The following is a 22,379-nucleotide window of genomic DNA, read 5'->3' as shown; positions in this document are numbered from 1 at the left end:
TCAAGGCCGAAGGCCTGTCTTGCCAAAAATCGTCTGGTTACTCAATGACATCGCCAGAAACTACAAAAAGTTGAAGCAATTTACACTCCAGTTGTGTTGCCGTCAGTCCGGCGTCATGGACGAGGTGCGTAGGCAAATACATCTGCGCGCATCTGATGGGCGTCCATACCGGCATTGACCAACGCATCGAGCGTTCCGTAAATCATCGCAGGCGAGCCGCTGGCGTAGACATGCACGCCGGACAGGTCCTTGATGTCCTCGCAGACGGCCTCGTGCAGCAGGCCGCAACGACCCTCCCACCCGCACACATCGCTGACGACTTTGTGCAGAAAGAGATTGGGCAGCTTCGCCCACTCATCCCAGTGACTGACCTGATAAAAATCGTCAGGCCGCCGCACGCCCCAATACAGGTGTACCGGGTACTTGAAGCCCCGGGAACGACAATGTTCGATAAGGCTGTTCATCTGCGCCATGCCCGTACCGGCAGCGATCAGGACCAGCGGCCCTTCAGGCAGCTCGGCAAGGTGGGTGTCACCGAACGGCAGTTCGACGCGCGCCATTTTGTTGCGTTGCAACTGCTCGATCAAGCTGCGCGCACTGTCTTCGCGAGCCAGTACATGCAATTCAAGATCACGCCCGTTGTGCGGAGCAGAGGCGATGGAGAATGCCGACTTGTCGCCATTATCCCGCTCGATCATCAAGTACTGCCCCGCGTGATAACGCGGCGACTTGCCTGCAGGAGCGCGCAGGCCGACACGCCAGACATCGCCTCCCACCTCGACACACTCGCTCACTTGGCACGCAAAGCTGCGTACCGGTAATTCGCCCTTGGCCAGCACGCCATCCCAGAGCACCACGCAATCTTCAAGCGGCTCGGCCACACAGGTATGAATTTCGCCGTGATCCAGAACCTGACCCGACTGTGTCACGCGGCCTTCGACCAGCAAGGCCGAGCACACATGGCAATTGCCGTTGCGACAGCTCTGTGGGCATTCGTGGCCCAGGCGCTGTGCAGCATCAAGGATCCGCTCGCCCGGCAGGGTTTCCAGCACTGCCCCTGAAGGCTGCAAGGTTACACGCATCAATCTATTCCCAGCTGAGTCCAGATCTCGTCCACACGGCGTGTGGTGGCTTCGTCCTTGACGATCGCCCTGCCCCACTCGCGCGTGGTCTCGCCTGGCCATTTATTAGTGGCATCCAACCCCATTTTCGATCCCAACCCCGAGACCGGAGACGCGAAGTCGAGGTAATCGATGGGTGTGTTATCGATCATGACCGTGTCGCGCTTGGGGTCCATTCGGGTGGTAATGGCCCAGATAACGTCATTCCAGTCGCGCGCATTGATGTCGTCGTCGGTGACGATCACGAACTTGGTGTACATGAACTGGCGCAAGAACGACCAGACGCCCAGCATCACGCGTTTTGCGTGGCCGGGATACTGTTTCTTGATGGTCACCACCGCCATGCGATACGAGCAACCTTCCGGCGGCAGGTAGAAATCGACGATTTCGGGAAACTGTTTTTGCAGGATCGGCACGAACACTTCGTTCAGGGCGACGCCAAGAATCGCAGGCTCATCCGGTGGCCGTCCGGTGTAAGTGCTGTGATAGATCGGCTTGATGCGGTGCGTGATGCGCTCGACGGTCAGCACCGGGAAGCTGTCGACTTCGTTGTAGTAACCGGTGTGGTCGCCGTAAGGCCCTTCGTCAGCCATTTCGCCCGGATGAATCACGCCCTCAAGCACGATTTCAGCGCTGGCAGGCACCTGCAGGTTGCTGCCACGGCATTTGATCAGCTCGGTGCGCGAACCTCGCAGCAGGCCGGCGAAGGCATACTCGGAGAGGCTGTCCGGCACGGGTGTTACGGCACCGAGAATGGTCGCCGGGTCGGCGCCCAGCGCGACGGCAACCGGATAAGGTTCGCCGGGGTGCTTTGCGCACCAGTCCCGGAAGTCCAGCGCGCCGCCTCGATGGCTCAGCCAGCGCATGATGATCTTGTTACGGCCAATGACTTGCTGGCGATAGATTCCGAGATTCTGGCGCTCTTTGTTCGGACCTTTGGTGACCGTCAGGCCCCAGGTGATCAGCGGTGCAACGTCGCCCGGCCAGCAGGTCTGCACAGGCAGCATGCCGAGATCGACGTCGTCACCTTCAATGACAACCTCCTGGCAGGGTGCGTCCTTGACGACCTTGGGCGCCATGGCAATGACCTTGCGGAAAATCGGCAGTTTGGACCAGGCATCCTTCAAGCCCTTGGGCGGCTCGGGTTCCTTGAGGAACGCCAGCAACTTGCCGATCTCGCGCAGCTCGCTGACCGCCTCGGCGCCCATGCCCATCGCGACGCGCTCGGGCGTACCGAACAGGTTGCCCAGCACCGGGATATCAAAGCCGACCGGTTTTTCGAACAGCAGGGCCGGCCCCTTGGCGCGCAAGGTACGGTCACAGATTTCAGTCATTTCCAGCACTGGGGAGATAGGCATGTGGATGCGCTTCAACTCTCCGCGCTGCTCAAGCTGCTGCACGAAATCCCTTAGATCTTTGAATTTCATTAACCCGGCCATTTATCCAAATAGACACACATCCTACCTGCTCCAGCCCTTCAAGGCAGCTAATCCGCGGCGCACAGGCAAAAAAAATGGTGCCCCGAAGGACACCATTTTTTGAGCCAGCCTGTCTGTTACTTGCGTTTCATGGACAGGAAGAACTCGTCGTTGGTCTTGGTCTGCTTGAGCTTGTCGATCAGGAACTCGATCGCCGCGACTTCGTCCATCGGGTGCAGCAGCTTGCGCAGGATCCACATGCGCTGCAACTCGTCATCAGCGGTCAACAGCTCTTCGCGGCGGGTGCCGGAGCGGTTGATGTTGATGGCCGGGAACACGCGCTTCTCTGCGATCTTGCGATCCAGAGGCAGCTCCATGTTGCCGGTACCCTTGAACTCTTCGTAGATGACTTCGTCCATCTTCGAACCGGTTTCAACCAGCGCGGTGGCGATGATGGTCAACGAGCCGCCCTCTTCGATGTTTCGCGCAGCACCGAAGAAACGCTTTGGTTTCTCGAGTGCGTGAGCATCGACACCACCGGTCAGTACCTTGCCGGAGCTCGGGATGACGGTATTGTAGGCGCGAGCCAGACGGGTGATGGAGTCGAGCAGGATGACGACGTCTTTCTTGTGCTCGACCAGGCGTTTGGCCTTCTCGATCACCATTTCGGCAACCTGTACGTGACGGGTTGGCGGTTCGTCGAATGTCGAAGCAACCACTTCGCCGCGCACGGTGCGCTGCATTTCGGTTACTTCTTCCGGGCGCTCATCGATCAACAGTACGATCAGATGCACTTCCGGGTTGTTACGCGTGATGTTCGACGCGATGTTCTGCAGCATGATGGTCTTGCCCGCTTTCGGCGGAGCAACGATCAGACCACGCTGACCTTTGCCGATCGGTGCACACAGATCGATCACACGACCGGTCAGGTCTTCGGTGGAACCGTTGCCGGCTTCCATCTTCATGCGGATCGTCGGGAACAACGGCGTCAGGTTTTCGAACAGAATCTTGTTCTTGGCGTTTTCCGGACGATCGTAGTTGATCGTATCGACCTTGAGCAGAGCGAAATAACGCTCACCTTCTTTTGGTGGACGGATCTTGCCAACGATAGTGTCGCCGGTACGCAGGTTGAAGCGCCGGATCTGGCTAGGGGAGACGTAGATGTCATCCGGGCCGGCCAGGTAGGAAGCGTCTGCGGAGCGCAGGAAACCGAAGCCGTCCTGGAGAATCTCCAGCACGCCATCACCGGATATTTCCTCGCCACTTTTGGCGTGCCGTTTAAGCAGGGAAAAAATGACGTCCTGCTTGCGCGAACGGGCCATATTTTCTATGCCAGCCTGTTCGGCCATTTCGAGCAATTCGGTAATCGGCTTTTGCTTGAGTTCAGTCAGGTTCATATGGGGAATGACGTAATCGTGTATGGAGGGGGAATTAAGCTTTTGGCTTAATGAGGCCGCGCCGCAGAGAAGGCGACAGGATCGCGTACTAAATCGATAAGGAGAGCGTCGGCGACGGCTTGCAGGGGGCAACGGAGAAGCCGTTGCGGGGCCGAATGTACCACCTGATTTTCCGGGCGTCTAGTATGACGCCTGAAAAAAACCCCGCTATTTGCGGGGCCTTGAAGTGCTTCAGATGTTGGCGTCGAGAAATGCAGCCAGCTGCGACTTCGACAACGCGCCCACTTTGGTCGCTTCAACATTGCCGTTCTTGAACAGCATCAGCGTAGGAATACCACGCACGCCATGCTTGGCCGGGGTGTCCTGATTTTCATCGATGTTCAGTTTGGCGACAGTCAGCTTGCCTTGGTAGGTAGTGGCGATTTCGTCCAGCACCGGGGCAATCATCTTGCACGGGCCACACCACTCAGCCCAGTAATCAACAAGCACCGCACCATCAGCCTTGAGTACTTCGGCTTCGAAAGTGGCGTCGGTGACGTTTTTGATCAGGTCGTTGCTCATGGAAGTCTCCGAGGTCATAGGCTACAAAAGACGATCATCATAGCTCCCCTTATGCTATTCAGGAAGCGATGCTTCATTGACTCTGGCTATGGTGGCGCATGACTGGAGTTATGAGGGATGCCTAGCTTGATGGCGAGACAAAAACGATGCCGGTGCGCAGCGCTGCGCCGCGAATATGCTCCTGCATGGCTTTTTGTGCGGGGCCTGATACGTGGCGGGCCAGCGCACGCAGGATCTTGCGATGCTCTTGCCAGGTTTCCATGACCCTCGCCGCACGGATGAAAGGCATTTTCTGGCTTTCAAGAAAAATATCGGCACCTGCCGTCACTATCCCCAGCATCGCCTGGTTACCGCTGGCAACCAGAATATGCCGATGAAACTCGAAATCCAGCCTGGCTGCAGCCTCGAAGTCGCCGCCACGTAACTCGAGACGCATGGCTTCGACGTTGTCTTCAAGCACATCGCGCTCGTCAGCGGTCAGGGTGACTGCGGCCAGACCTGCGGCAAAACCTTCAAGGGCATAGCGCAATTGAAAAGTGTCTGCTGGCGAAACCCGGGCTTCAAATGGCCAGGAAAATCCACCCGTGCGCTGTTCTGGTTCAGAAATCGACTGCACGAACACGCCTTTTCCCGGCTGAACACTGACCACGCCCAAGGCTGTGAGTGAGGACAAGGCTTCACGCAGCGATGCACGGCTGACACCCAGCAACGCCGCCAGGTCGCGTTGCGACGGCAGGCTTTCGCCGGGTTTGTAGCCTTGCTCGGCAATCAGTTTGCGAATGGCCCTGAGGGCCGATTCGGGTACTGCGAGTGAAGTATGCGGCATCACTGTTCAGGCCAGTCAGTCCAGTAAAAAGCCCTTTTATCGCCATCCAGCAGATTCGGCAAGCGACGCCCAGCACTGGGGCGGCCGGGCATTCCGGCGCGCCAAAGCAGGGCGCACGGAGCACCACCTGGTCAGACCAGTAAGACCATAATCGTGCGGAACACCCTGAGTTGCGGCAGGCAATGAGCGGATGGCATGCGCTGTGCACTGGAGAATGGCCAACACTTTTCGTTTCGCCCGGAGACTTCACATGACCAAGCGTTACAGCGCCCTGCTTACTGCATTGTTTGCCAGTCTGATGCTGAGCCAGACACCCGCCCACGCCAACGGGCTGGACGACGTCGTAGCGCGCGGCACCTTGAAGGTCGCCGTACCGCAGGACTTCCCGCCGTTCGGCTCGGTCGGTCCGGATATGAAGCCACGTGGCCTGGACATCGACACCGCGCAACTGCTGGCTGACAGGCTGAAGGTCAAGCTCGAGCTGACGCCGGTCAACAGCACCAACCGCATCCCCTTCCTCACCACCGGCAAGGTTGATCTGGTAATTTCCAGCCTGGGCAAGAATCCTGACCGCGAGAAAGTCATCGATTTCTCCCGTGCCTACGCGCCGTTCTATCTGGCGGTGTTCGGTCCGCCCGACTCTCCGGTCAAGGATGTGGCTGACCTGAAAGGCAAGACCATCAGTGTGACCCGTGGCGCGATCGAGGACATCGAGCTGTCGGCCGTGGCGCCTGAAGGCACTACCATCAAGCGTTTCGAAGACAACAATTCGACTATCGCGGCTTACCTGGCAGGTCAGACCGACCTGATCGCCAGCGGCAACGTGGTGATGGTCGCCATCAGCGAGCGCAACCCCAAGCGCATTCCAGCGCTGAAAGTAAAACTCAAGGATTCGCCAGTCTACGTTGGCGTCAACAAGGGCCAGCCAGAGCTGTTGGGCAAGGTCAACGAAATTCTCAACGCTGCCAAGGCTGACGGCGCTCTGGAGAAAGCGTCCGAGACCTGGCTGAAGCAACCGCTGCCTGCCGATCTCTGATTATTGCTTTTCGGTCACAGGATCCACCAATGGCTTATCACTTCGACTTTACACCGGTCCTGCAAAACCTCGACGTGCTGTTGCGCGGGGCTTTGCTCACGCTGGAGCTGACGGCCATCGGTACGCTGCTCGGTGTCAGCCTCGGCATCGTCGGTGCCGTCGTCAGGGCCTGGAAGATCCAGCCTTTTGCGACGATTTTCGCCATCTATGTCGAGCTGATCCGCAACACGCCGTTTCTGGTCCAGCTGTTCTTCATCTTCTTCGGTCTGCCGTCGCTGGGCGTGCAGATTACCGAGTGGCAGGCGGCTGTGCTGGCGATGGTTGTCAATCTGGGGGCCTATTCGACCGAAATCGTGCGGGCCGGTATTCAGGCGATCCCCAAAGGTCAGCTTGAAGCATCGGCGGCGCTGGCGATGAATCGCTATGAAGCCTTTCGTTACGTGGTGCTGGTGCCAGCGCTGGGCAAGGTCTGGCCAGCGCTGAGCAGCCAGATCATCATCGTGATGCTGGGTTCGGCGGTCTGCTCGCAAATTGCCACAGAAGAACTGAGCTTCTTCGCCAATTTCATCCAGTCGCGTAATTTCCGGTCGTTTGAAACCTACATCGTGACCACGCTGATCTATCTGGCAATGGCGCTGCTGATCCGCCAATTGCTGGCCTGGATCGGACGACGTTACATCTCGAGGAGCCACTGATGGATTTCACCCTATGGGACATCGTGCGCAACTTGCTGATCGGTCTGCAATGGACGCTGGCCCTGTCGCTGGTGGCCTTTATCGGCGGCGGGCTTATCGGCTTGCTGATAATGGTCATGCGCACTTCGGAAAAGTCCGGGCCGCGTGTGATGGCCAAGCTTTATATAGAGCTGTTTCAGGGCACACCACTGCTGATGCAGCTGTTTCTGGTGTTCTTCGGCGTCGCCCTGATGGGCCTGAACATTTCTCCCTGGGCAGCGGCTGCACTGGCGTTGACGCTGTTCACCAGTGCTTACCTTGCCGAAATCTGGCGTGGCTGCGTTGAGTCGATTTCCAAGGGTCAGTGGGAAGCATCCGCCAGCCTGGCGATGAGTCCACTCGAACAGATGCGCTACGTGATCCTGCCTCAGGCACTGCGTATCGCGGTAGCACCGACCGTGGGCTTTTCCGTTCAGGTGGTCAAAGGCACCGCAGTGACCTCGATCATCGGTTTCACCGAACTGACCAAGACTGGCAGCATGCTGGCCAACGCCACGTTCGAACCTTTCATGGTCTACGGCTTCGTCGCCTTGGGCTATTTCATCCTTTGCTACCCCTTGTCGCTGTGCGCGCGCTACCTGGAAAGGAGACTGCATGCCTCTGCTTAGAATTTCCGCCCTGCATAAATACTATGGCGATCACCACGTGTTGAAGGGCATCGATCTGTCGGTCGAGGAAGGCCAGGTCGTGGCAATCATTGGTCGCAGTGGTTCGGGCAAGAGCACCCTGCTACGCACGCTCAATGGTCTGGAGTCGATCAATGATGGGGTGATCGAGGTCGATGGCGAGTACCTGGACGCAGCACGCGCCGACCTGCGCACTCTGCGCCAGAAGGTCGGCATGGTGTTTCAGCAGTTCAATCTGTTCCCGCACCTGAGCGTGGGCGAGAACGTGATGCTCGCGCCGCAGGTCGTGCAGAAGGTGCCGAAGGCTGAAGCCGCAAGGCTGGCGAAAAAGATGCTGGAGCGCGTCGGGCTGGGCGAGAAGTTCGATGCCTTCCCGGATCGCCTGTCTGGCGGCCAGCAGCAACGCGTGGCGATTGCCCGGGCATTGGCGATGTCGCCCAAGGTGCTGCTGTGTGACGAAATCACCTCGGCGCTGGACCCGGAACTGGTCAGCGAAGTACTCAGCGTGGTTCGCCAACTGGCTGCTGACGGCATGACCCTGATCATGGTCACCCACGAAATGCGCTTCGCGCGTGAAGTGGGCGACAAACTGGTGTTCATGCATCAGGGCAAGGTGCACGAAGTGGGCGACCCGAAGGTGCTCTTCGCCAACCCGAAAACCCCCGAACTGGCGAATTTCATCGGCACTGCGGAGCACGCGTAGTCAAAACCGCACGCAGAGCGCCCAGAACGGCATGCCCACGCTGGAGCATGGGCACGATAGTGATCTGCATGAAGACTATCGTTCCGCACGCTCCAGCGTGGGAATGCCTTGGGTGACGCTCTGCGTCACAAATCTGCGCCACGCCACTGCCTGCGCAGAGCGGGGCGCGATAGTTACAGGCCCCTCACGTCGACCCTATAGCCATAAGCCACGTCCGAGAGTAATACCGGGTATTTCCGCTGCCTGAACAGCTTCGCGTTGGCGACAGACATGGATCGTGGCACGATGGTGCGGTTATCGAACTGGATTTTCTGACCATGCCGCATTCAACACCCAAGAATCTTTCACTGATCGCCGCCATCGACCTGGGCTCAAACAGCTTTCATATGGTTGTGGCGAAAGCCAATCAGGGCGAAATTCGCATTCTTGAGCGCCTGGGCGAAAAGGTGCAGTTGGCAGCCGGCATCGATGAAGAGCGCCAGCTGACTGAAGAGTCCATGCAGCGCGGTCTCGACTGCCTGAAACGCTTTGCCCAGTTGATCAACGGTCTGCCGCTCGGCGCTGTGCGCATCGTGGGCACCAATGCCCTGCGCGAAGCCCGCAACCGCAACGATTTCATTCACCGCGCCGAAGAAATTCTCGGCCATCCGGTGGAAGTGATTTCCGGACGCGAAGAAGCGCGCCTCATTTATCTGGGCGTGTCGCATACGCTGGCTGACACACCTGGCAAGCGCCTGGTTGCCGACATCGGCGGCGGCAGTACCGAATTCATCATCGGCCAACGCTTCGAGCCGCTGCTGCGTGAAAGCCTGCAGATGGGATGCGTGAGTTTCACTCAGCGCTATTTCCGCGACGGCAAGGTGACACCCGCGCGCTACGCCCAGGCCTACACCGCTGCGCGGCTTGAAATCATGAGCATCGAACACGCGCTGCATCGCCTGAAGTGGGATGAGGCCATCGGCTCATCGGGCACCATTCGCGCTATCGGTGTGGCGCTCAAAGCCAATGGTTACGGTGCAGGCGAGGTCAACGCCGAAGGCCTGGCATGGCTCAAGCGCAAACTGTTCAAACTGGGTGACGTCGAAAAAATCGACTTCGACGGCATCAAGCCCGACCGCCGCACCATTTTCCCGGCGGGCCTGGCGATTCTCGAAGCCATCTTCGACGCGCTTGAACTCAAGCGCATGGATCACTGCGAAGGCGCATTGCGCGAAGGCGTGCTGTACGACCTGATGGGCCGTCACCATCACGAAGACGTGCGTGAGCGCACGCTCAGCTCGCTGATGGAGCGGTATCACGTTGATCTGGAACAGGCGGCACGCGTCGAAGCCAAGGCGCTGCATGCGCTGGAGCAGGTTGCCGACAGTTGGGAGCTGCAGCACGAAAGCTACGCCGAACTGCTGAGCTGGGCCGCCAAGGTGCATGAGATCGGGCTGGACATCGCCCACTATCACTACCACAAGCATGGCGCCTACCTGATCGAGCACTCGGATCTTGCCGGGTTTTCACGCGAAGACCAGCAAATGCTCGCCCTGCTGGTACGCGGTCATCGCCGCAACATTCCCAAGGACAAGTTCGCCGAGTTCGGCGCGGAAGGCATCAAGCTGATTCGTCTGTGCGTGTTGTTGCGCTTTGCGATTCTGTTTCACCACATTCGCGGCACCCAGGAGATGCCGCGTGTGGTGTTACGTGCCGACGGCCCGAATCTGGACGCCGAGTTCCCGAAAGGCTGGCTGGAAAACAACCAGCTGACTCAGGCAGACTTCGCGCTGGAAGCGGAGTGGCTGACCCGAGTCGGCATCGTCTTCAGCGTACGCTGAGGACAGGGTTGCTCAGGCGCTCCAGCAGGGTCGCCTGGGCACTTCGCGGGTTCTGATTGCCAGTCGGCGTACTGCGCACATAACGTCCGTCTGACTGCAGCAGCCAGCTGTGGGTGTTGTCGGTCAGGTAACTTTCCAGCTCCTTCTTGACGCGCAGAATCAGCTTCTTGCCCTCTACCGGGAAGCAGGTCTCGACACGCTTGTCGAGGTTACGCTCCATCCAGTCGGCGCTCGACAGGAACATCTGCTCGTCGCCGCCATTGAGGAAGTAGAAGACCCGCGTGTGCTCCAGGAAGCGACCGATGATCGAGCGCACATGGATGTTGTGCGAGACCCCGGCAATACCCGGACGCAGACAGCACATGCCGCGTACCACCAGATCGATGCGCACACCGGACTGACTCGCCTTGTACAACGCACGGATGATCTTCGGATCAGTCAGCGAGTTGAACTTGGCAATGATGTGCGCAGGCTTGCCGTCGAGCGCAAACTGCGTCTCGCGGGCGATCATGTCGAGCATGCCCTTCTTCAGCGTGAATGGCGCATGCAGCAGCTTCTTCATACGCAGGGTCTTGCCCATGCCGATCAACTGACTGAACAGTTTGCCGACGTCTTCGCACAGTGCATCGTCGGAGGTCAGCAGGCTGTAGTCGGTATAAAGACGCGCGTTGCCGGCATGATAGTTACCGGTGCCAAGGTGCGCGTAACGCACGATTTCACCCGCCTCACGGCGCAGGATCAGCATCATCTTGGCGTGAGTCTTGAAGCCGACCACGCCATAGATCACCACCGCACCGGCAGCCTGAAGACGACTGGCCAGTTGCAGGTTGGACTCTTCGTCGAACCGCGCACGCAGTTCAATCACTGCGGTGACCTCTTTGCCGTTACGCGCGGCGTCAACCAGCGCATCGACGATTTCCGAGTTCGCGCCGCTGCGGTACAGCGTCTGACGTACCGCCAGAACGTGCGGGTCCTTGGCGGCCTGACGCAGCAGGTCCACCACGGGAGTAAAGGACTCGAAAGGGTGCAGCAACAGAATGTCCTGCTTGCTGATCACGCTGAAAACGTTTTCGCTGTTCTGCAGCAGCTTGGGAATAGCCGGAGTGAACGGCGGGTATTGCAGTTCTGGATGACTGTCCAGACCAGTGATGCTGAACAGACGCGTCAGGTTGACCGGCCCGTTGACCTGATACAGTTCGGACTCGTTGAGGTTGAACTGCTTGAGCAGGTAATCCGACAAGTGTTTGGGGCAGGTATCCGCCACTTCCAGACGCACCGCATCGCCGTAACGACGCGAGAACAGCTCGCCGCGCAGGGCACGCGCCAGGTCTTCCACGTCTTCCGAGTCCAGTGCCAGATCGGCGTTTCGGGTCAGGCGGAACTGATAGCAGCCCTTGACCTTCATGCCCTGGAACAGGTCATCGGCATGCGCGTGGATCATCGACGAGAGGAACACGAAGTTGTCCCCAGGCCCGCACACCTCTTCCGGCACTTTGATTACGCGCGGCAACAGGCGCGGTGCGGGAATGATCGCAAGGCCTGAATCACGACCGAAGGCATCGATACCTTCAAGCTCGACAATGAAGTTCAGGCTTTTGTTGACCAGCAATGGAAACGGATGGGTAGGGTCCAGGCCGATCGGCGTGATGATCGGTGCAATCTCGTCACGGAAATAGCGACGCACCCAGGCCTTGAGCTTGGCGGTCCAGTGACGACGACGAATAAAACGTACCTGATGCTTTTCAAGCTCGGGCAGCAGGATGTCATTGAGAATCGCGTACTGGCGATCCACATGACCGTGAACCAGCTCGCTGATTCTGGCCAGTGCCTGATGCGGCTGCAAACCGTCGGCACCTGCCTGCTCGCGGGCAAACGTGATCTGCTTCTTCAGGCCGGCAACACGAATCTCGAAGAACTCATCAAGGTTGCTGGAGAAGATCAGCAGAAACTTCAACCGCTCCAGTAACGGGTAGGACTCATCGAGCGCCTGTTCCAATACCCGGATATTGAACTGCAACTGGGACAGTTCGCGGTGGATATACAGACTGCTGTCGTCCAGGTTCGGAGCGACGATGGCGGGCACCGGAGCGGCAGGCGCCTCAATGGCCGGGATTACTTCGATATCAGGTTCAACCAAGGGTGTTGCCTCCTGAGCATCGACTTCAACAGCGGCTTCGATGAGTGCTTCGGTATTCATGAATGTTCCTGTGAGGCTATTGCCCCTTCAACAGTTGAGCGGCACGAACGGCAAAATAAGTAAGAATGCCGTCGGCACCTGCGCGTTTGAAGGCAGTGAGGGATTCCAGAATCACCCCTTCACTCAGCCAACCGTTCTGGATTGCTGCCATGTGCATCGCGTATTCACCACTGACCTGATAGACAAAGGTCGGCACCTTGAACTCATCCTTGACCCTGTGAAGGATGTCCAGATAAGGCATGCCTGGCTTGACCATCACCATGTCGGCGCCTTCAGCAAGGTCGGCCGCCACTTCGTGCAGCGCCTCGTTGCTGTTGGCAGGGTCCATCTGATAAGACGCCTTGTTGGCCTTGCCCAGGTTCAGTGAAGAACCCACGGCATCGCGGAACGGACCGTAGTAGGCGCTGGCGTATTTGGCCGAGTAAGCCATGATTCGTACGTTGACGTGCCCTGCCAGCTCCAGAGACTCGCGAATGGCCTGAATACGGCCGTCCATCATGTCCGAGGGCGCAATAACCTGCGCACCGGCATCGGCGTGGGACAACGCCTGCTTGACCAGCGCATCGACAGTAATGTCGTTCTGCACATAGCCTTCTTCATCAAGAATGCCGTCCTGACCGTGGGTGGTAAACGGGTCCAGCGCCACATCAGTGATGACGCCCAGCTCTGGGAAACGGTCACGCAGGGCGCGGGTTGCACGCTGGGCGATACCGTCGGGGTTCCAGGCTTCGGCGCCGTCGAGGGACTTCTTTTCCGGCGGTGTTACCGGGAACAGCGCCAGCGCGGGAATACCCAGCGCCACCCAATGCTCGGCTTCCTTGAGAAGCAGATCAACGCTCAGACGCTCGACGCCTGGCATCGATGCGATGGACTCACGACGGTTTTCACCATCGAGCACAAATACGGGAAGAATCAGATCGTCAACGGTGACAACGTTTTCACGCACCAGCCGACGGGAAAAGTCGTCGCGGCGATTACGGCGCAGACGAGTGAGAGGAAACAGGCGGTTTGCGGGGGTAAAGCTCACGGCGAGACTCCTGAGCCCGCTTACGCGGGCAAGCGCGACAGTTATAAGCCGCCATTATGACCAATGTGTGACAGTCATGGTTCGACCTGCGACTGCACGTCGCGGTCACAGACTTACAGGGGATGCAACCATTGTGGTTGCAAGAATCTTTAACGTCGAGACACATATCGACACTTTCATGATTCCGTCCGGCGCGTTAGGCTGCGCGTTCATTTCGCCAGCATCCAGACAATGCTCCAGAATTTCTTGAACGAATTCGGCTACTTCGCCCTGTTCCTCGGCACCTTTTTTGAAGGCGAGACCATTCTTGTTCTTGCCGGCTTTCTGGCGTTTCGCGGTTACATGGACCTCAACATTGTCATCGTAGTCGCCTTTTTTGGCAGCTATGCGGGTGACCAGCTGTGGTACTTCATGGGGCGCAAGCACGGACGCAAACTGCTGGCGCGCAAGCCGCGCTGGCAACTCATGGGCGACAAGGCGCTCAGGCTGGTGCGCAAGCATCCGGACATATGGGTGCTGGGCTTCCGATTTGTCTATGGCCTGCGGACCGTCATGCCGGTAGCCATCGGCCTGTCCGGCTATCCGCCCGGGCGCTACCTGCTGCTCAACGGCATCGGCGCTGCGGTCTGGGCAGCGGCGCTGGGCTCGGCGGCCTACCACTTCGGTGCGGTTCTCGAAGGCCTGCTGGGCAACGTCAAGAAATACGAACTCTGGGTGCTGGGCGCTCTGATATTGCTCGGCCTGGCCCTGTGGATACGCAGGCGCATCAAGAACGCACGCATCGCCCGTGAAGAACGTGAAGAAAAGAGCCGCTTCTGCGCATCGGCAGCCGCTTCGGACCTGGACATGCCCACTGCCGTGCCGGTCGACCTGAAGAAAAAATCCGACGAATAGAATAACGTAACGTCGTGTGCCGAGTGCAGCCCCGGCGGGCTCGCTCGGCGAACACGTTAAGCAGCCCCCCGCTCCAACGCCTCCAGCCCTCGCCCGCCCCCCACAGCCTTCACCGACTGACTGAACACTCGGCCCCAAAAACGATCAATGGTAGGGCAAATTAAAAGAAGCCCCAGATTGCCGACGCTCAAGGAGCCGAATCGATGCAGAAAAAAGTGGCTGTAATCCTGTCCGGCTGCGGTGTCTACGATGGCGCCGAAATTCACGAAAGCGTTTTGACCCTGCTTCGCCTGGATCAACGTGGTGCGCAGGTTCAGTGCTTCGCACCGGACATCGCTCAGCACCATGTCATCAATCACCTGACCGGCGAAGAGATGCCTGAATCGCGCAACGTGCTGATTGAATCCGCGCGCATTGCCCGTGGCGAAGTGAAAGACATACGCGAAGCGAACGTCGAAGATTTCGACGCGCTGATCATCCCCGGTGGTTTCGGCGCAGCGAAAAACCTCTCTGACCTCGCCCTGCAAGGTCACGCCTGCCAGGTGGAAGCCGGGCTGCTGGAGCTGGCCGAGGCGTTCGCCGAAGCCGGCAAACCGGTTGGACTGATCTGCATCACGCCAGCCCTGGCGGCCAAGATCTATGGCCCGGGCGTTACCTGCACCATCGGCAACGACGCCGAAACCGCTGCAGCCATCACCAGGATGGGCGGCAGCCACATTGAATGCGCGGTTGATGACATCGTCGAGGACGAGGCACGCAAGCTGGTTAGCACCCCCGCCTACATGGTTGCCAAAAGCATCGGCGAGGCCGCGGCCGGCATCAACAAGCTGGTTGACCGGGTATTAGAGCTGATGCAACAGAGCGATGCCTGATCAGTCCGCTCGTGATTCACCACTCGTCAGGCGAGCGGTGAATCACGACACGTGTCGTGGCGATCCACTTCGGCTTATGCTGTACTGTATGCATAAACAGTACTTAAGTGCAGCCAGATGTCCAGCCCCTCTCCAGTCCGTGGTCGTGGCACGGCAAGCAATCCGCATAACCGCTTTGCGCCCAGCCAGTCTGTGGCCGAGGACGATGGCTGGTATCAGGAAGTCCCGCTGACGCAGGGCACACAGGTCACCCACGAGACCGCCAAAAGCATCATCACCCGCAACATTTCTCCAGACATTCCCTTTGATCGTTCGATCAACCCTTATAGAGGCTGCGAGCATGGCTGGCCGTACTCAACAATTCGTACCGATACCGAACGTTGATATACCTTTGCGGCTATTGATTCACTAAGCAGAAATTACTCCCATCCCTAGAAATTCGACTGCTATACCTTCCCTCAAGGCGAATCGCCGGACAGGAAAATATGGAGCAGGAAATGATTCGGAATATCGTCGTAGTCGGGTTGCTGGGTTTTTCAGGATTGGCGATAGCTCAGTGGGGAGACGTGGAATACAACGCCACGTTGAAAAAGGAATACATCTACTGCGGTAGCCAAAAGTCGCTAGACGAATTCGGGGCCTTTGCGCAGGACGGGGATGAGGACGGAGCGAACAAGATGGTCAGTGACGGTAAATGCCGTATCAGCTCGGGAATGAAGGTGCGGGTGTTCCAGGAGAATGACTATGCGGCCAGCTTCCTGTCGCCCAGTGGGAAAGCTTTCTACACCTATAAAAAATGGTTGAAGAGGTAGTGAAAAAGCTGCTGAATCAGCGAGGGTGGAAATGCGCTTAGTACGCGAATAAAAAAGCGAATTTGCATCCTTTTTAAATCGGCAAATATGGTCGCTTTGGGGTGGCCCACTGGCTACCCTTGACGTTGAGACGGAAGAGGCACTAGAACACCTCAGAGGGGCTGAAACTACCTAGATAAGAGGGTTCCTGAGGGTGTTCACCTTATGCTATCGGTGGTCTTCATCCGGTGCTGTGTCACGCACATCAACAAGAAAGAATGCATCAGGCGAAAGTCAGTCCAAGAGTCCGCATTACACGGCTTACCTGCATCGCTGACCATTCCCCGCCACGCGCAGTGACAACCTTCTTGCCATTCAAGCATTCAGCGACTTGTTGTAGCGAAGTAGCGCCACGACGGATGCAAAGTTCGATTGGGTCGTGGAGTGATGCCGTAAAGGCGGTTACACGCGCCTGAACAGAGTCTTGAGCTTTTGCCCGGTTAGCGTCAGTACGGCCCTTGGCTAACGCGTCTGCTCTGTTCTGAACACTTTGCATAGCTTCGGCATTGCCACTGTCCGCCTTGGCCTTCAGAGTCGCTAGGGTGTCTTTTGTACGGTCGCTGATGAACTTGCGTTCCTGTTCAGCGAGGGCTGCGAACAGATGCAGTTGAAAAGGGGTTGCGTCTGGCATCGTTGCTACCTTGAAGCTTGTCTGTTCCATCAGACGGGCAATGTGATGCACCGAACGGGACAGACGATCCAGCTTGGCTACTGCGAGCACAGCGCCTTCCTTCTTACACGCTGCCAAAGCCTTTGCACCTTCAGGGCGATCTTCAATAGCGAGCTTGCCCGACACCACGTCGGTGAAGGAATCGACCACTTCCCAATTGTTCGCTAGCGCAGCACGCTCGATGTATTCCTTTTGAGAGTCGAGACCCAATCCACTGTCGCCTTGAGACTTTGTAGAAACACGGTAGTAGGCAATCACACGTACTGGCTTGTTCATCGTCTTGGCTCCTTGGCAGACAGAATGTCTGGGCTAGGAATCCATATTAACACTTCTACAACGTTCGTTCTAGATTTGTTATGAGGTCATTCGTCGATCTGTTTGTAGAGTTTTCGCCTTCAGGGGGGGCGGGGATTTAGATATCAGTAAACAAGACCGACAGATCAACCTTCAATGCGTCTGCCAAAGTTTGGATCGCGTCTAAGCTTGGGTTGGCTCCACCAGTCTCAATACGGCTCATGTAGGTTCTGGCGAACCCACACCTATCCGCGAAGGCTTCTTGAGTCATGCCAGTAGCAAGACGAAGCTCACGAATTCGATGGCCGAAGCGATGGCGGAGGGAGGGAGAAGGCATTCCCGTATCGTGTGCCGATGTGATCTAATCGTGAACACACTAATCGTGAACACACTAATCGTGACATCTGGGCTGAAAGGAGCAATTTATGAACGGACTCCAGCTAAGAGCAATGCTTTGTGGGTCGTTCCTATTCACCAGCGTAGGGCTGGCTCAGGCAGATCCACCTGCAAGTATAAAGGTGGGAGAGAAATACACTGAAACTCAAATGGAAAAGCTGGTTTCTTACAAAGTCGAAGAAGGTTTAACGATCTTTGTCAAAACAGAGTACGGCCACCTAAATTACGGAAAGCCCGTCAATAACGACCTTTTTCTAATCAGCGAGATTTCAGCACCACCCCGGAAAAGTCTTGGCGAAGCCATTGGTATGGTCAGGTTGCAGACAGGTCAAGTCGCCTACCTGAAAACCGTTGATTGTGAATATTTTGAAAAAAACACGTCCAGTGAAAACAAAGAAACCTACCGACTCTTTGACTGCGAGTTAAAACCTAACCCTAGGGCGTATGGTGGGAAACCTATGAAAGTCTTACGTAGTATTGATGGGTCAATTAGTTTTCAATGAGCTTCGCGGCGTTAGTGCCTTGGCTGAAGTGCGATGTTTTTATAATTAACGCGTCCGTGTGTATAGTTAAGGTGCAAAAATGGCTCTTATTGACTGCTATGAGTGCGGGAAGAAAATCAGTGATGTAGCTCCAGCTTGCCCAAGCTGTGGGGCACCAGCAACTAAGCCGGCTAGTGGTCAGATAGATGGCAGCTTGAGAGCACTACCTAAGCCATCAAGGACTTTGGGTTTTGGGCTGTTTATGGGAATCGTTTTTGCACCATTCATATTCTTCTGGTTTTTACTCAGAGATGGCTATAGCAACAAGGTCAAGGCGTTGGGGGTGTGCTGGCTTGTTGTATTTGTTTATGTATATTTGAATGCTGGAACTGGGGTTAAAGATCTTCAGGCCGTTGATACAAAGTCATCCAAACCCGTATCAAAGCTACAGCAGCTGGAGGAAAAGTATCCTGATAGCAGTGCGACGTATAACGATGTTAGCTCAGAGGTTGGCTGTGCTAGCAAATATAGCGATCAAAAGAAAGACGATATTTTTGATAGCGACTTCAAAAATCGCTGGATGGTCTGGACGGGCATAGTTGTTTTAGCTGACGCTGACGATGTTTCGCTAAACGTAGACGGCATCGGAACTCAAGATTTGCAGGTTGATTTCCTTGATAAAGGAGCCGGCTATAATTTAAAAAAAGGGCAGAAAGTAAAAGTTCGATTCTTGATGACGAGTGCTGGGGGTTGCTTCCTTCCGTTTTCTGGTGACTATGCGGTTATAGACGGCCAGCGTGAGTACGGAAAACCGGGTGATGTTTTTAAAGATGTAAAAGAACAAGAAAAGGTATCAGAAAACCAGGATGAAGATTACAATCCGTCAACTTTCAAGTTTAAATCTGACGTTCATAAGGCTGAGAACGCTATATCACAAAATATTAGATGGACCGTCCAAGTCGCAAGCTTATCCAATCTAAGTATTGCTGAGCGTCTAAAGCTAAAACTACTTGGTCTAGGGTATGAGTCGTATATAGTCACTAAAGAAGGTATTAATCGGGTTTTTATTGGGCCGATTCAGGAGCGTGCTGAGGCTGAGAGAATTCGTGATCAGTTAGTGCGACAGAATCAATTAAAAGGATTCGTAGCCAGATATCAAAATCCTGAAACGCCTACTGAATAATTCTCAGTATAGGGAGCAACGCAATCAGCCGAAACCTTTAAAACAAAAAACCATAGCGGGTCATTGGATACGCTGTCGCGCCTCCAAGATAGTCATTTTACTCTCTAGGCGATTGGTCGTGTTGTCCAGTCGTTCAGATAGGGTGTTTAACCTCTGTTCCTCGTACGCGGCCTGTGAAAGTTGAATCAGCCGTTGCTGTGCGAGGTCGTGCGTTAGGTTCGCTACCTGCTCCATTGCTGCCTGTGCCTGGCTGTATGTGTGCAACGTGAACATGAGCGTTGTGGCTGCGATTGCTATCACTGCTGCACTAATTATGTAATTTATTTTTGTATTAATTGTATTATCTCGTGATTGTGGAGCGGAAACCGTCCGTGCTTGATTATTATAATATTGACGTCAATAAACATGGCATGTTGAAAGATGAAGGGAGGGTGTCAGTCTCCCTATCTCAGTTACTTAGCTTCCTGCTACTGTTGTTCTAGGATACTTCTTCAATAGTATCTCCTTGGTGTGATCTACAGGTTCTGTGTGCTTGCTCGCTTCAAGAAGCATATCTACATAGACTTGAATCTCATCATCTGACAGCTTTGGCTTTACAGCGGCTACTGGCTCAGCAGGCATTGTGGTCTTTGCAGTCTTGCTGAAATACTTGGTGCTTAGAAGTTTCTCTTCGCGGGTCTTTGGAAATAGAACGTTCTTCATCATATTGTAGCTCCATACTTATTAGATTAATTGGTGTTGAGGTTTTGAAAGTATTCTGCGGCTTGCTGTGCTGCATCAGCTCGAAGCTTTGCTTCTTTATCTGATTCTTTCTTAGCCTCCTTGTCCTTCTGGGCTTGATACAACTGCTGCTCAAGAATACTTTGCTGACGTTTCTTCTCCTCCTCCAATTCGCTGAGGTACAGAGCTTCGGTTTGCTTAGCCAAATCAGCCAGCAATTCATCAATATTTGTTTTGAGCAGATAGACAGTTAGTGAAATTGTCGATTCCGGTTTGTGATGTTCGGACAAACTACGACCTTCTTTGAACAGTGTTTCCAGTTGCGGCATTAGAATAGAGGTAGGGCCAGAGAATCGGTCAACTGCGTTGTAGCTACGTAGGAAGGTGAATTCGGCATTAGCCAATCGCTTGTCCAGTGCTTCTTTAGAAAAAGCGAAGGTTTGCAGGGATACGTGATGTTGAGTAGTCATAATTTATTTCCTTATTGAGCGTTGATTTGTGATTTGAGAATAGGGCTGGACTTGATTAGATCTTTGGTTTTTACATCACCTGTTGTACTGAATTTCTTCAATAGCTTGTAGGCGACGATATCTACACCATCAGCTTTTACGACATTGATGTTATTGAGTTGAAGCATTTCCACTGACTGGTCATCGAGAAGAGCAAGGCTTGTGAAGCCTGCGTTTGATACAAACATTTCTTTCATTGTTATTTCCTTTTATTATTGATGCCGTATTGGCTTTTGTGTAGGCAATAGAGTTGCCCTATCTTGTTCGGTTAAGAACAGAATTTGTTATGTATGTATTTGTGTGGAGGTCTTGTATATCAAGGCTTGAAGCGTAATGCTAAATATCTTTTTATTACTAATCGGCTGTTAGAAGTCTACATAGATTGGTTCGATGAACCTCCTTAGATTAGGGTTTGAGGGGTTAGGTTGGTAGTCGTCCTCAATCTGAATATTGAGCATCGAATAATCGTATTCATCCGTTCCACACACATAGTTGAAGCTTTCAAACATAGCCAGTTCAGCGTTAGCTACTTTTGCTTCTTCCAGATACTCGTATTCCTGAAGCTTGGTACACAGCCCTAGAGAGATGATTGCATCTTGCACTACAGGCACTTGTTTGTAGAAACTTTCATATTGGTCGGTGTGATACTTTTGAATGCTATCGTTGCTTCGGCTGTAGTCTGGTGATAGATCGGTGACGTAAAGATATTTACGGAGCGTATTCAACACTAGCTTTTTGTCTACCTGATTGCCCTGCATAGCCTGAAACGTCTGAAAGCTTACGAAGTCACGGAGCTTGCTTGCGTCCATACCGTCTCTGAGCTTCAGAGGGGCCCACACAGCACCGTAAGGCCTTTCCAAAATGCTACTGAGGCCTTCCTGTTCAGATTCACGGCTAAGCCACGCAGCAACCGCCCGAAGGACTGGAGTGAAGAAGGCTATGTTGTCTCGGTGCGTACCAGCGGGCAGCTGTTCAGCGAGCCTTATAGATTCATCCAGCGCAACCAGAATCGAACGCTTAGGACTCAGGTCCATTTCATACAGTTCTTTGTTTTCAAAGGTTGCACGCATCTTGTCTAATTCCCGCTTGCCCTTCTTTTCAAGTTGAGTAAGTGTAAACCCGCAGTCAGGAATATTATTGTTAATCCAGCGTGCCTGGGAAAGTCGAGGTGATGTATCAATCTTGTTATTTTCAGCGTATTCAACCAACACGCCCCCCAAATACTTTACTACTTTTGACAGCACGTCTTTATCTGACGTGTCATCTGCAATCAACCATTTCTGTTTGAGGCTCGCTCTACTGACTGACAGCCCCATACTTTCATATGATTTGGTTGAATGCACCTGATTGGCTAACGCCGGAGCAATGAAAAGATTATGAGGATGTAAACAACCTACTGAGTGTGTGCCCTTTACTGGTGCTACATGAGCCGTATGAAACTTGCTTGTCCTGCTTTCGGGGTTGTACGCATATGTCTTGTGCTTGTAATTGTATAACTCAAAAAGCTGGGTGAGCGTCTCAGGAGTATGGCCTTGTAAACATTCTACCGTTCCTGCACGGCGTACTTCACGAGAAAGCCACAACCAGTGTTCAGATACAGGAAGGCGAGCAATTCGCTTTTCAGCTTTACTCAGCCGTGTTGTCTCTTTCTTATTTCTTGCATTTGCGTTGTTGCTTGCTACTCGGCAGGCTGGAGTGCAATATTTGCTTTTATGCTGAGACGTTGTGTACGGGCTTTCACAATAGCTGCAAATCTTGTTTCGCTGGACCATCTTCTACCTCACGAGGGGCTTGTAGTTTGATTAATTTAAACAGCTTATCTATTGCTTTGTTGCAGGTATGTGTAGGACTGTCATAACCCCACAGCTCCATTAGCTCAAGCAAAGATGTTGTGGCTTCTTGAGACAATGAAACCTTTATCTTTTTCATATATGTATCACCTTGGGTTGGCTGTAGATCAATTAAGACGCGGGTTGTAGGGCTAAGACTTATTAATCTTTATCACTACTTACTTCAATCGAGCAAACTCTTCCTTCAGCTGT

Annotated in this window: 24 protein-coding genes and 1 pseudogene; 11 read left to right on the top strand and 14 right to left on the bottom strand. The window is 54.7% G+C overall.

Annotated elements, in window-relative coordinates; translation table 11 throughout:
- Nucleotides 1–113: 113 nt before the first annotated feature.
- The 5 genes from I9H09_RS01980 to I9H09_RS01960 form a co-directional block, all read right to left on the bottom strand.
- Nucleotides 114–1,082, bottom strand: a complete 969-nt coding sequence (locus I9H09_RS01980; protein WP_122324895.1) for a CDP-6-deoxy-delta-3,4-glucoseen reductase — start codon at nucleotides 1,080–1,082, stop codon at nucleotides 114–116.
- Entirely contained in the window at nucleotides 1,082–2,548 is a 1,467-nt protein-coding gene (ubiD, locus tag I9H09_RS01975; protein WP_024669147.1) for a 4-hydroxy-3-polyprenylbenzoate decarboxylase, read from the bottom strand. Before ubiD ends, I9H09_RS01980 begins: the two co-directional genes overlap by 1 nt.
- Before the next feature lie 128 nt (nucleotides 2,549–2,676).
- Nucleotides 2,677–3,936, bottom strand: coding sequence for a transcription termination factor Rho (rho, locus tag I9H09_RS01970; protein ID WP_002551560.1), 1,260 nt, complete (start codon nucleotides 3,934–3,936; stop codon nucleotides 2,677–2,679).
- 231 nt (nucleotides 3,937–4,167) lie between these two features.
- Complete coding sequence (trxA, locus tag I9H09_RS01965; protein ID WP_005888029.1) at nucleotides 4,168–4,497, bottom strand: thioredoxin TrxA; 330 nt, start codon at nucleotides 4,495–4,497, stop codon at nucleotides 4,168–4,170.
- Nucleotides 4,498–4,618: 121 nt separating this feature from the next.
- Nucleotides 4,619–5,323, bottom strand: a complete 705-nt coding sequence (locus tag I9H09_RS01960) for a FadR/GntR family transcriptional regulator (protein ID WP_122324897.1) — start codon at nucleotides 5,321–5,323, stop codon at nucleotides 4,619–4,621.
- A gap of 250 nt (nucleotides 5,324–5,573) precedes the next feature.
- Between I9H09_RS01960 and I9H09_RS01955 the strand changes: the two genes are divergently transcribed.
- From I9H09_RS01955 to ppx, 5 genes are all read left to right on the top strand, one after another.
- The gene (locus tag I9H09_RS01955) at nucleotides 5,574–6,359 is read left to right on the top strand and encodes a transporter substrate-binding domain-containing protein (RefSeq protein ID WP_053481041.1); all 786 of its coding nucleotides are present in this window, start codon (nucleotides 5,574–5,576) and stop codon (nucleotides 6,357–6,359) included.
- Nucleotides 6,360–6,388: 29 nt separating this feature from the next.
- Nucleotides 6,389–7,054: an amino acid ABC transporter permease gene (locus I9H09_RS01950; protein WP_122347287.1), complete on the top strand. Its 666-nt coding sequence runs from the start codon at nucleotides 6,389–6,391 to the stop codon at nucleotides 7,052–7,054.
- Nucleotides 7,051–7,701: an amino acid ABC transporter permease gene (locus I9H09_RS01945; protein WP_032618371.1), complete on the top strand. Its 651-nt coding sequence runs from the start codon at nucleotides 7,051–7,053 to the stop codon at nucleotides 7,699–7,701. Before I9H09_RS01950 ends, I9H09_RS01945 begins: the two co-directional genes overlap by 4 nt.
- Nucleotides 7,688–8,422: an amino acid ABC transporter ATP-binding protein gene (locus I9H09_RS01940; RefSeq protein WP_005888022.1), complete on the top strand. Its 735-nt coding sequence runs from the start codon at nucleotides 7,688–7,690 to the stop codon at nucleotides 8,420–8,422. The genes I9H09_RS01945 and I9H09_RS01940 overlap by 14 nt, the downstream gene beginning before the upstream one ends.
- A 317-nt stretch (nucleotides 8,423–8,739) precedes the next feature.
- Nucleotides 8,740–10,242 (top strand): exopolyphosphatase, encoded by a 1,503-nt coding sequence (gene ppx / locus I9H09_RS01935; protein ID WP_005888021.1) that lies wholly within the window; start codon nucleotides 8,740–8,742, stop codon nucleotides 10,240–10,242.
- Here ppx and ppk1 read toward each other — a convergent pair.
- Together ppk1 and hemB are read right to left on the bottom strand one after the other, a co-directional pair.
- Nucleotides 10,229–12,439 (bottom strand): polyphosphate kinase 1, encoded by a 2,211-nt coding sequence (gene ppk1, locus I9H09_RS01930; RefSeq protein WP_005888019.1) that lies wholly within the window; start codon nucleotides 12,437–12,439, stop codon nucleotides 10,229–10,231. The two genes, ppx and ppk1, sit on opposite strands and share 14 nt — an antisense overlap.
- Before the next feature lie 16 nt (nucleotides 12,440–12,455).
- Complete coding sequence (gene hemB / locus I9H09_RS01925) at nucleotides 12,456–13,466, bottom strand: porphobilinogen synthase (protein WP_024669175.1); 1,011 nt, start codon at nucleotides 13,464–13,466, stop codon at nucleotides 12,456–12,458.
- Nucleotides 13,467–13,697: 231 nt separating this feature from the next.
- Between hemB and I9H09_RS01920 the strand changes: the two genes are divergently transcribed.
- From I9H09_RS01920 to I9H09_RS01905, 4 genes and pseudogenes are all read left to right on the top strand, one after another.
- The gene (locus I9H09_RS01920) at nucleotides 13,698–14,360 is read left to right on the top strand and encodes a DedA family protein (RefSeq protein WP_005888013.1); all 663 of its coding nucleotides are present in this window, start codon (nucleotides 13,698–13,700) and stop codon (nucleotides 14,358–14,360) included.
- A gap of 203 nt (nucleotides 14,361–14,563) precedes the next feature.
- Nucleotides 14,564–15,232: an isoprenoid biosynthesis glyoxalase ElbB gene (elbB, locus tag I9H09_RS01915; protein ID WP_122347286.1), complete on the top strand. Its 669-nt coding sequence runs from the start codon at nucleotides 14,564–14,566 to the stop codon at nucleotides 15,230–15,232.
- A gap of 117 nt (nucleotides 15,233–15,349) precedes the next feature.
- Nucleotides 15,350–15,598: pseudogene (locus I9H09_RS01910) on the top strand (PA0069 family radical SAM protein); the annotation flags it as partial.
- A 131-nt stretch (nucleotides 15,599–15,729) separates the two neighbouring features.
- On the top strand, nucleotides 15,730–16,044 hold the full coding sequence (locus I9H09_RS01905) for a hypothetical protein (protein ID WP_101159638.1): 315 nt from the start codon (nucleotides 15,730–15,732) through the stop codon (nucleotides 16,042–16,044).
- Nucleotides 16,045–16,306: 262 nt separating this feature from the next.
- On the opposite strand, the gene I9H09_RS01900 is transcribed toward I9H09_RS01905, so the two are convergent.
- Both I9H09_RS01900 and I9H09_RS01895 read right to left on the bottom strand, forming a co-directional pair.
- Nucleotides 16,307–17,029: a recombinase family protein gene (locus tag I9H09_RS01900; protein ID WP_236502516.1), complete on the bottom strand. Its 723-nt coding sequence runs from the start codon at nucleotides 17,027–17,029 to the stop codon at nucleotides 16,307–16,309.
- A gap of 136 nt (nucleotides 17,030–17,165) precedes the next feature.
- On the bottom strand, nucleotides 17,166–17,384 hold the full coding sequence (locus I9H09_RS01895) for a helix-turn-helix domain-containing protein (RefSeq protein ID WP_101159640.1): 219 nt from the start codon (nucleotides 17,382–17,384) through the stop codon (nucleotides 17,166–17,168).
- An 88-nt stretch (nucleotides 17,385–17,472) separates the two neighbouring features.
- Here I9H09_RS01895 and I9H09_RS01890 point away from each other — a divergent pair, with 88 nt between their 5' ends.
- Both I9H09_RS01890 and I9H09_RS01885 read left to right on the top strand, forming a co-directional pair.
- Nucleotides 17,473–17,946, top strand: a complete 474-nt coding sequence (locus tag I9H09_RS01890) for a hypothetical protein (protein WP_028621458.1) — start codon at nucleotides 17,473–17,475, stop codon at nucleotides 17,944–17,946.
- Nucleotides 17,947–18,025: 79 nt separating this feature from the next.
- Nucleotides 18,026–19,108 (top strand): SPOR domain-containing protein, encoded by a 1,083-nt coding sequence (locus tag I9H09_RS01885; protein ID WP_236502517.1) that lies wholly within the window; start codon nucleotides 18,026–18,028, stop codon nucleotides 19,106–19,108.
- 456 nt (nucleotides 19,109–19,564) lie between these two features.
- On the opposite strand, the gene I9H09_RS01880 is transcribed toward I9H09_RS01885, so the two are convergent.
- The 5 genes from I9H09_RS01880 to I9H09_RS01860 all read right to left on the bottom strand — a co-directional run bounded on the left by I9H09_RS01880 (nucleotide 19,565) and on the right by I9H09_RS01860 (nucleotide 22,266).
- The gene (locus I9H09_RS01880) at nucleotides 19,565–19,813 is read right to left on the bottom strand and encodes a hypothetical protein (RefSeq protein WP_236502518.1); all 249 of its coding nucleotides are present in this window, start codon (nucleotides 19,811–19,813) and stop codon (nucleotides 19,565–19,567) included.
- Nucleotides 19,814–19,836: 23 nt separating this feature from the next.
- Nucleotides 19,837–20,298 (bottom strand): hypothetical protein, encoded by a 462-nt coding sequence (locus tag I9H09_RS01875; protein WP_248972592.1) that lies wholly within the window; start codon nucleotides 20,296–20,298, stop codon nucleotides 19,837–19,839.
- 11 nt (nucleotides 20,299–20,309) lie between these two features.
- Nucleotides 20,310–20,534, bottom strand: a complete 225-nt coding sequence (locus tag I9H09_RS01870) for a hypothetical protein (protein WP_101159643.1) — start codon at nucleotides 20,532–20,534, stop codon at nucleotides 20,310–20,312.
- A 168-nt stretch (nucleotides 20,535–20,702) separates the two neighbouring features.
- Complete coding sequence (locus I9H09_RS01865) at nucleotides 20,703–22,109, bottom strand: hypothetical protein (RefSeq protein ID WP_236502640.1); 1,407 nt, start codon at nucleotides 22,107–22,109, stop codon at nucleotides 20,703–20,705.
- Nucleotides 22,075–22,266 carry a hypothetical protein gene (locus tag I9H09_RS01860; RefSeq protein WP_236502641.1) on the bottom strand — a complete coding sequence of 64 codons (192 nt, stop codon included), beginning with the start codon at nucleotides 22,264–22,266 and terminating at the stop codon, nucleotides 22,075–22,077. Before I9H09_RS01860 ends, I9H09_RS01865 begins: the two co-directional genes overlap by 35 nt.
- Nucleotides 22,267–22,379: the final 113 nt, after the last annotated feature.

Source organism: Pseudomonas tremae (assembly GCF_023278125.1).
GTDB classification, from domain to species: Bacteria; Pseudomonadota; Gammaproteobacteria; order Pseudomonadales; family Pseudomonadaceae; genus Aquipseudomonas; species Aquipseudomonas tremae.
The sequence above is the reverse complement of the archived record's forward strand: the minus strand, read 5'-3'. Positions and strand labels throughout refer to the sequence as shown.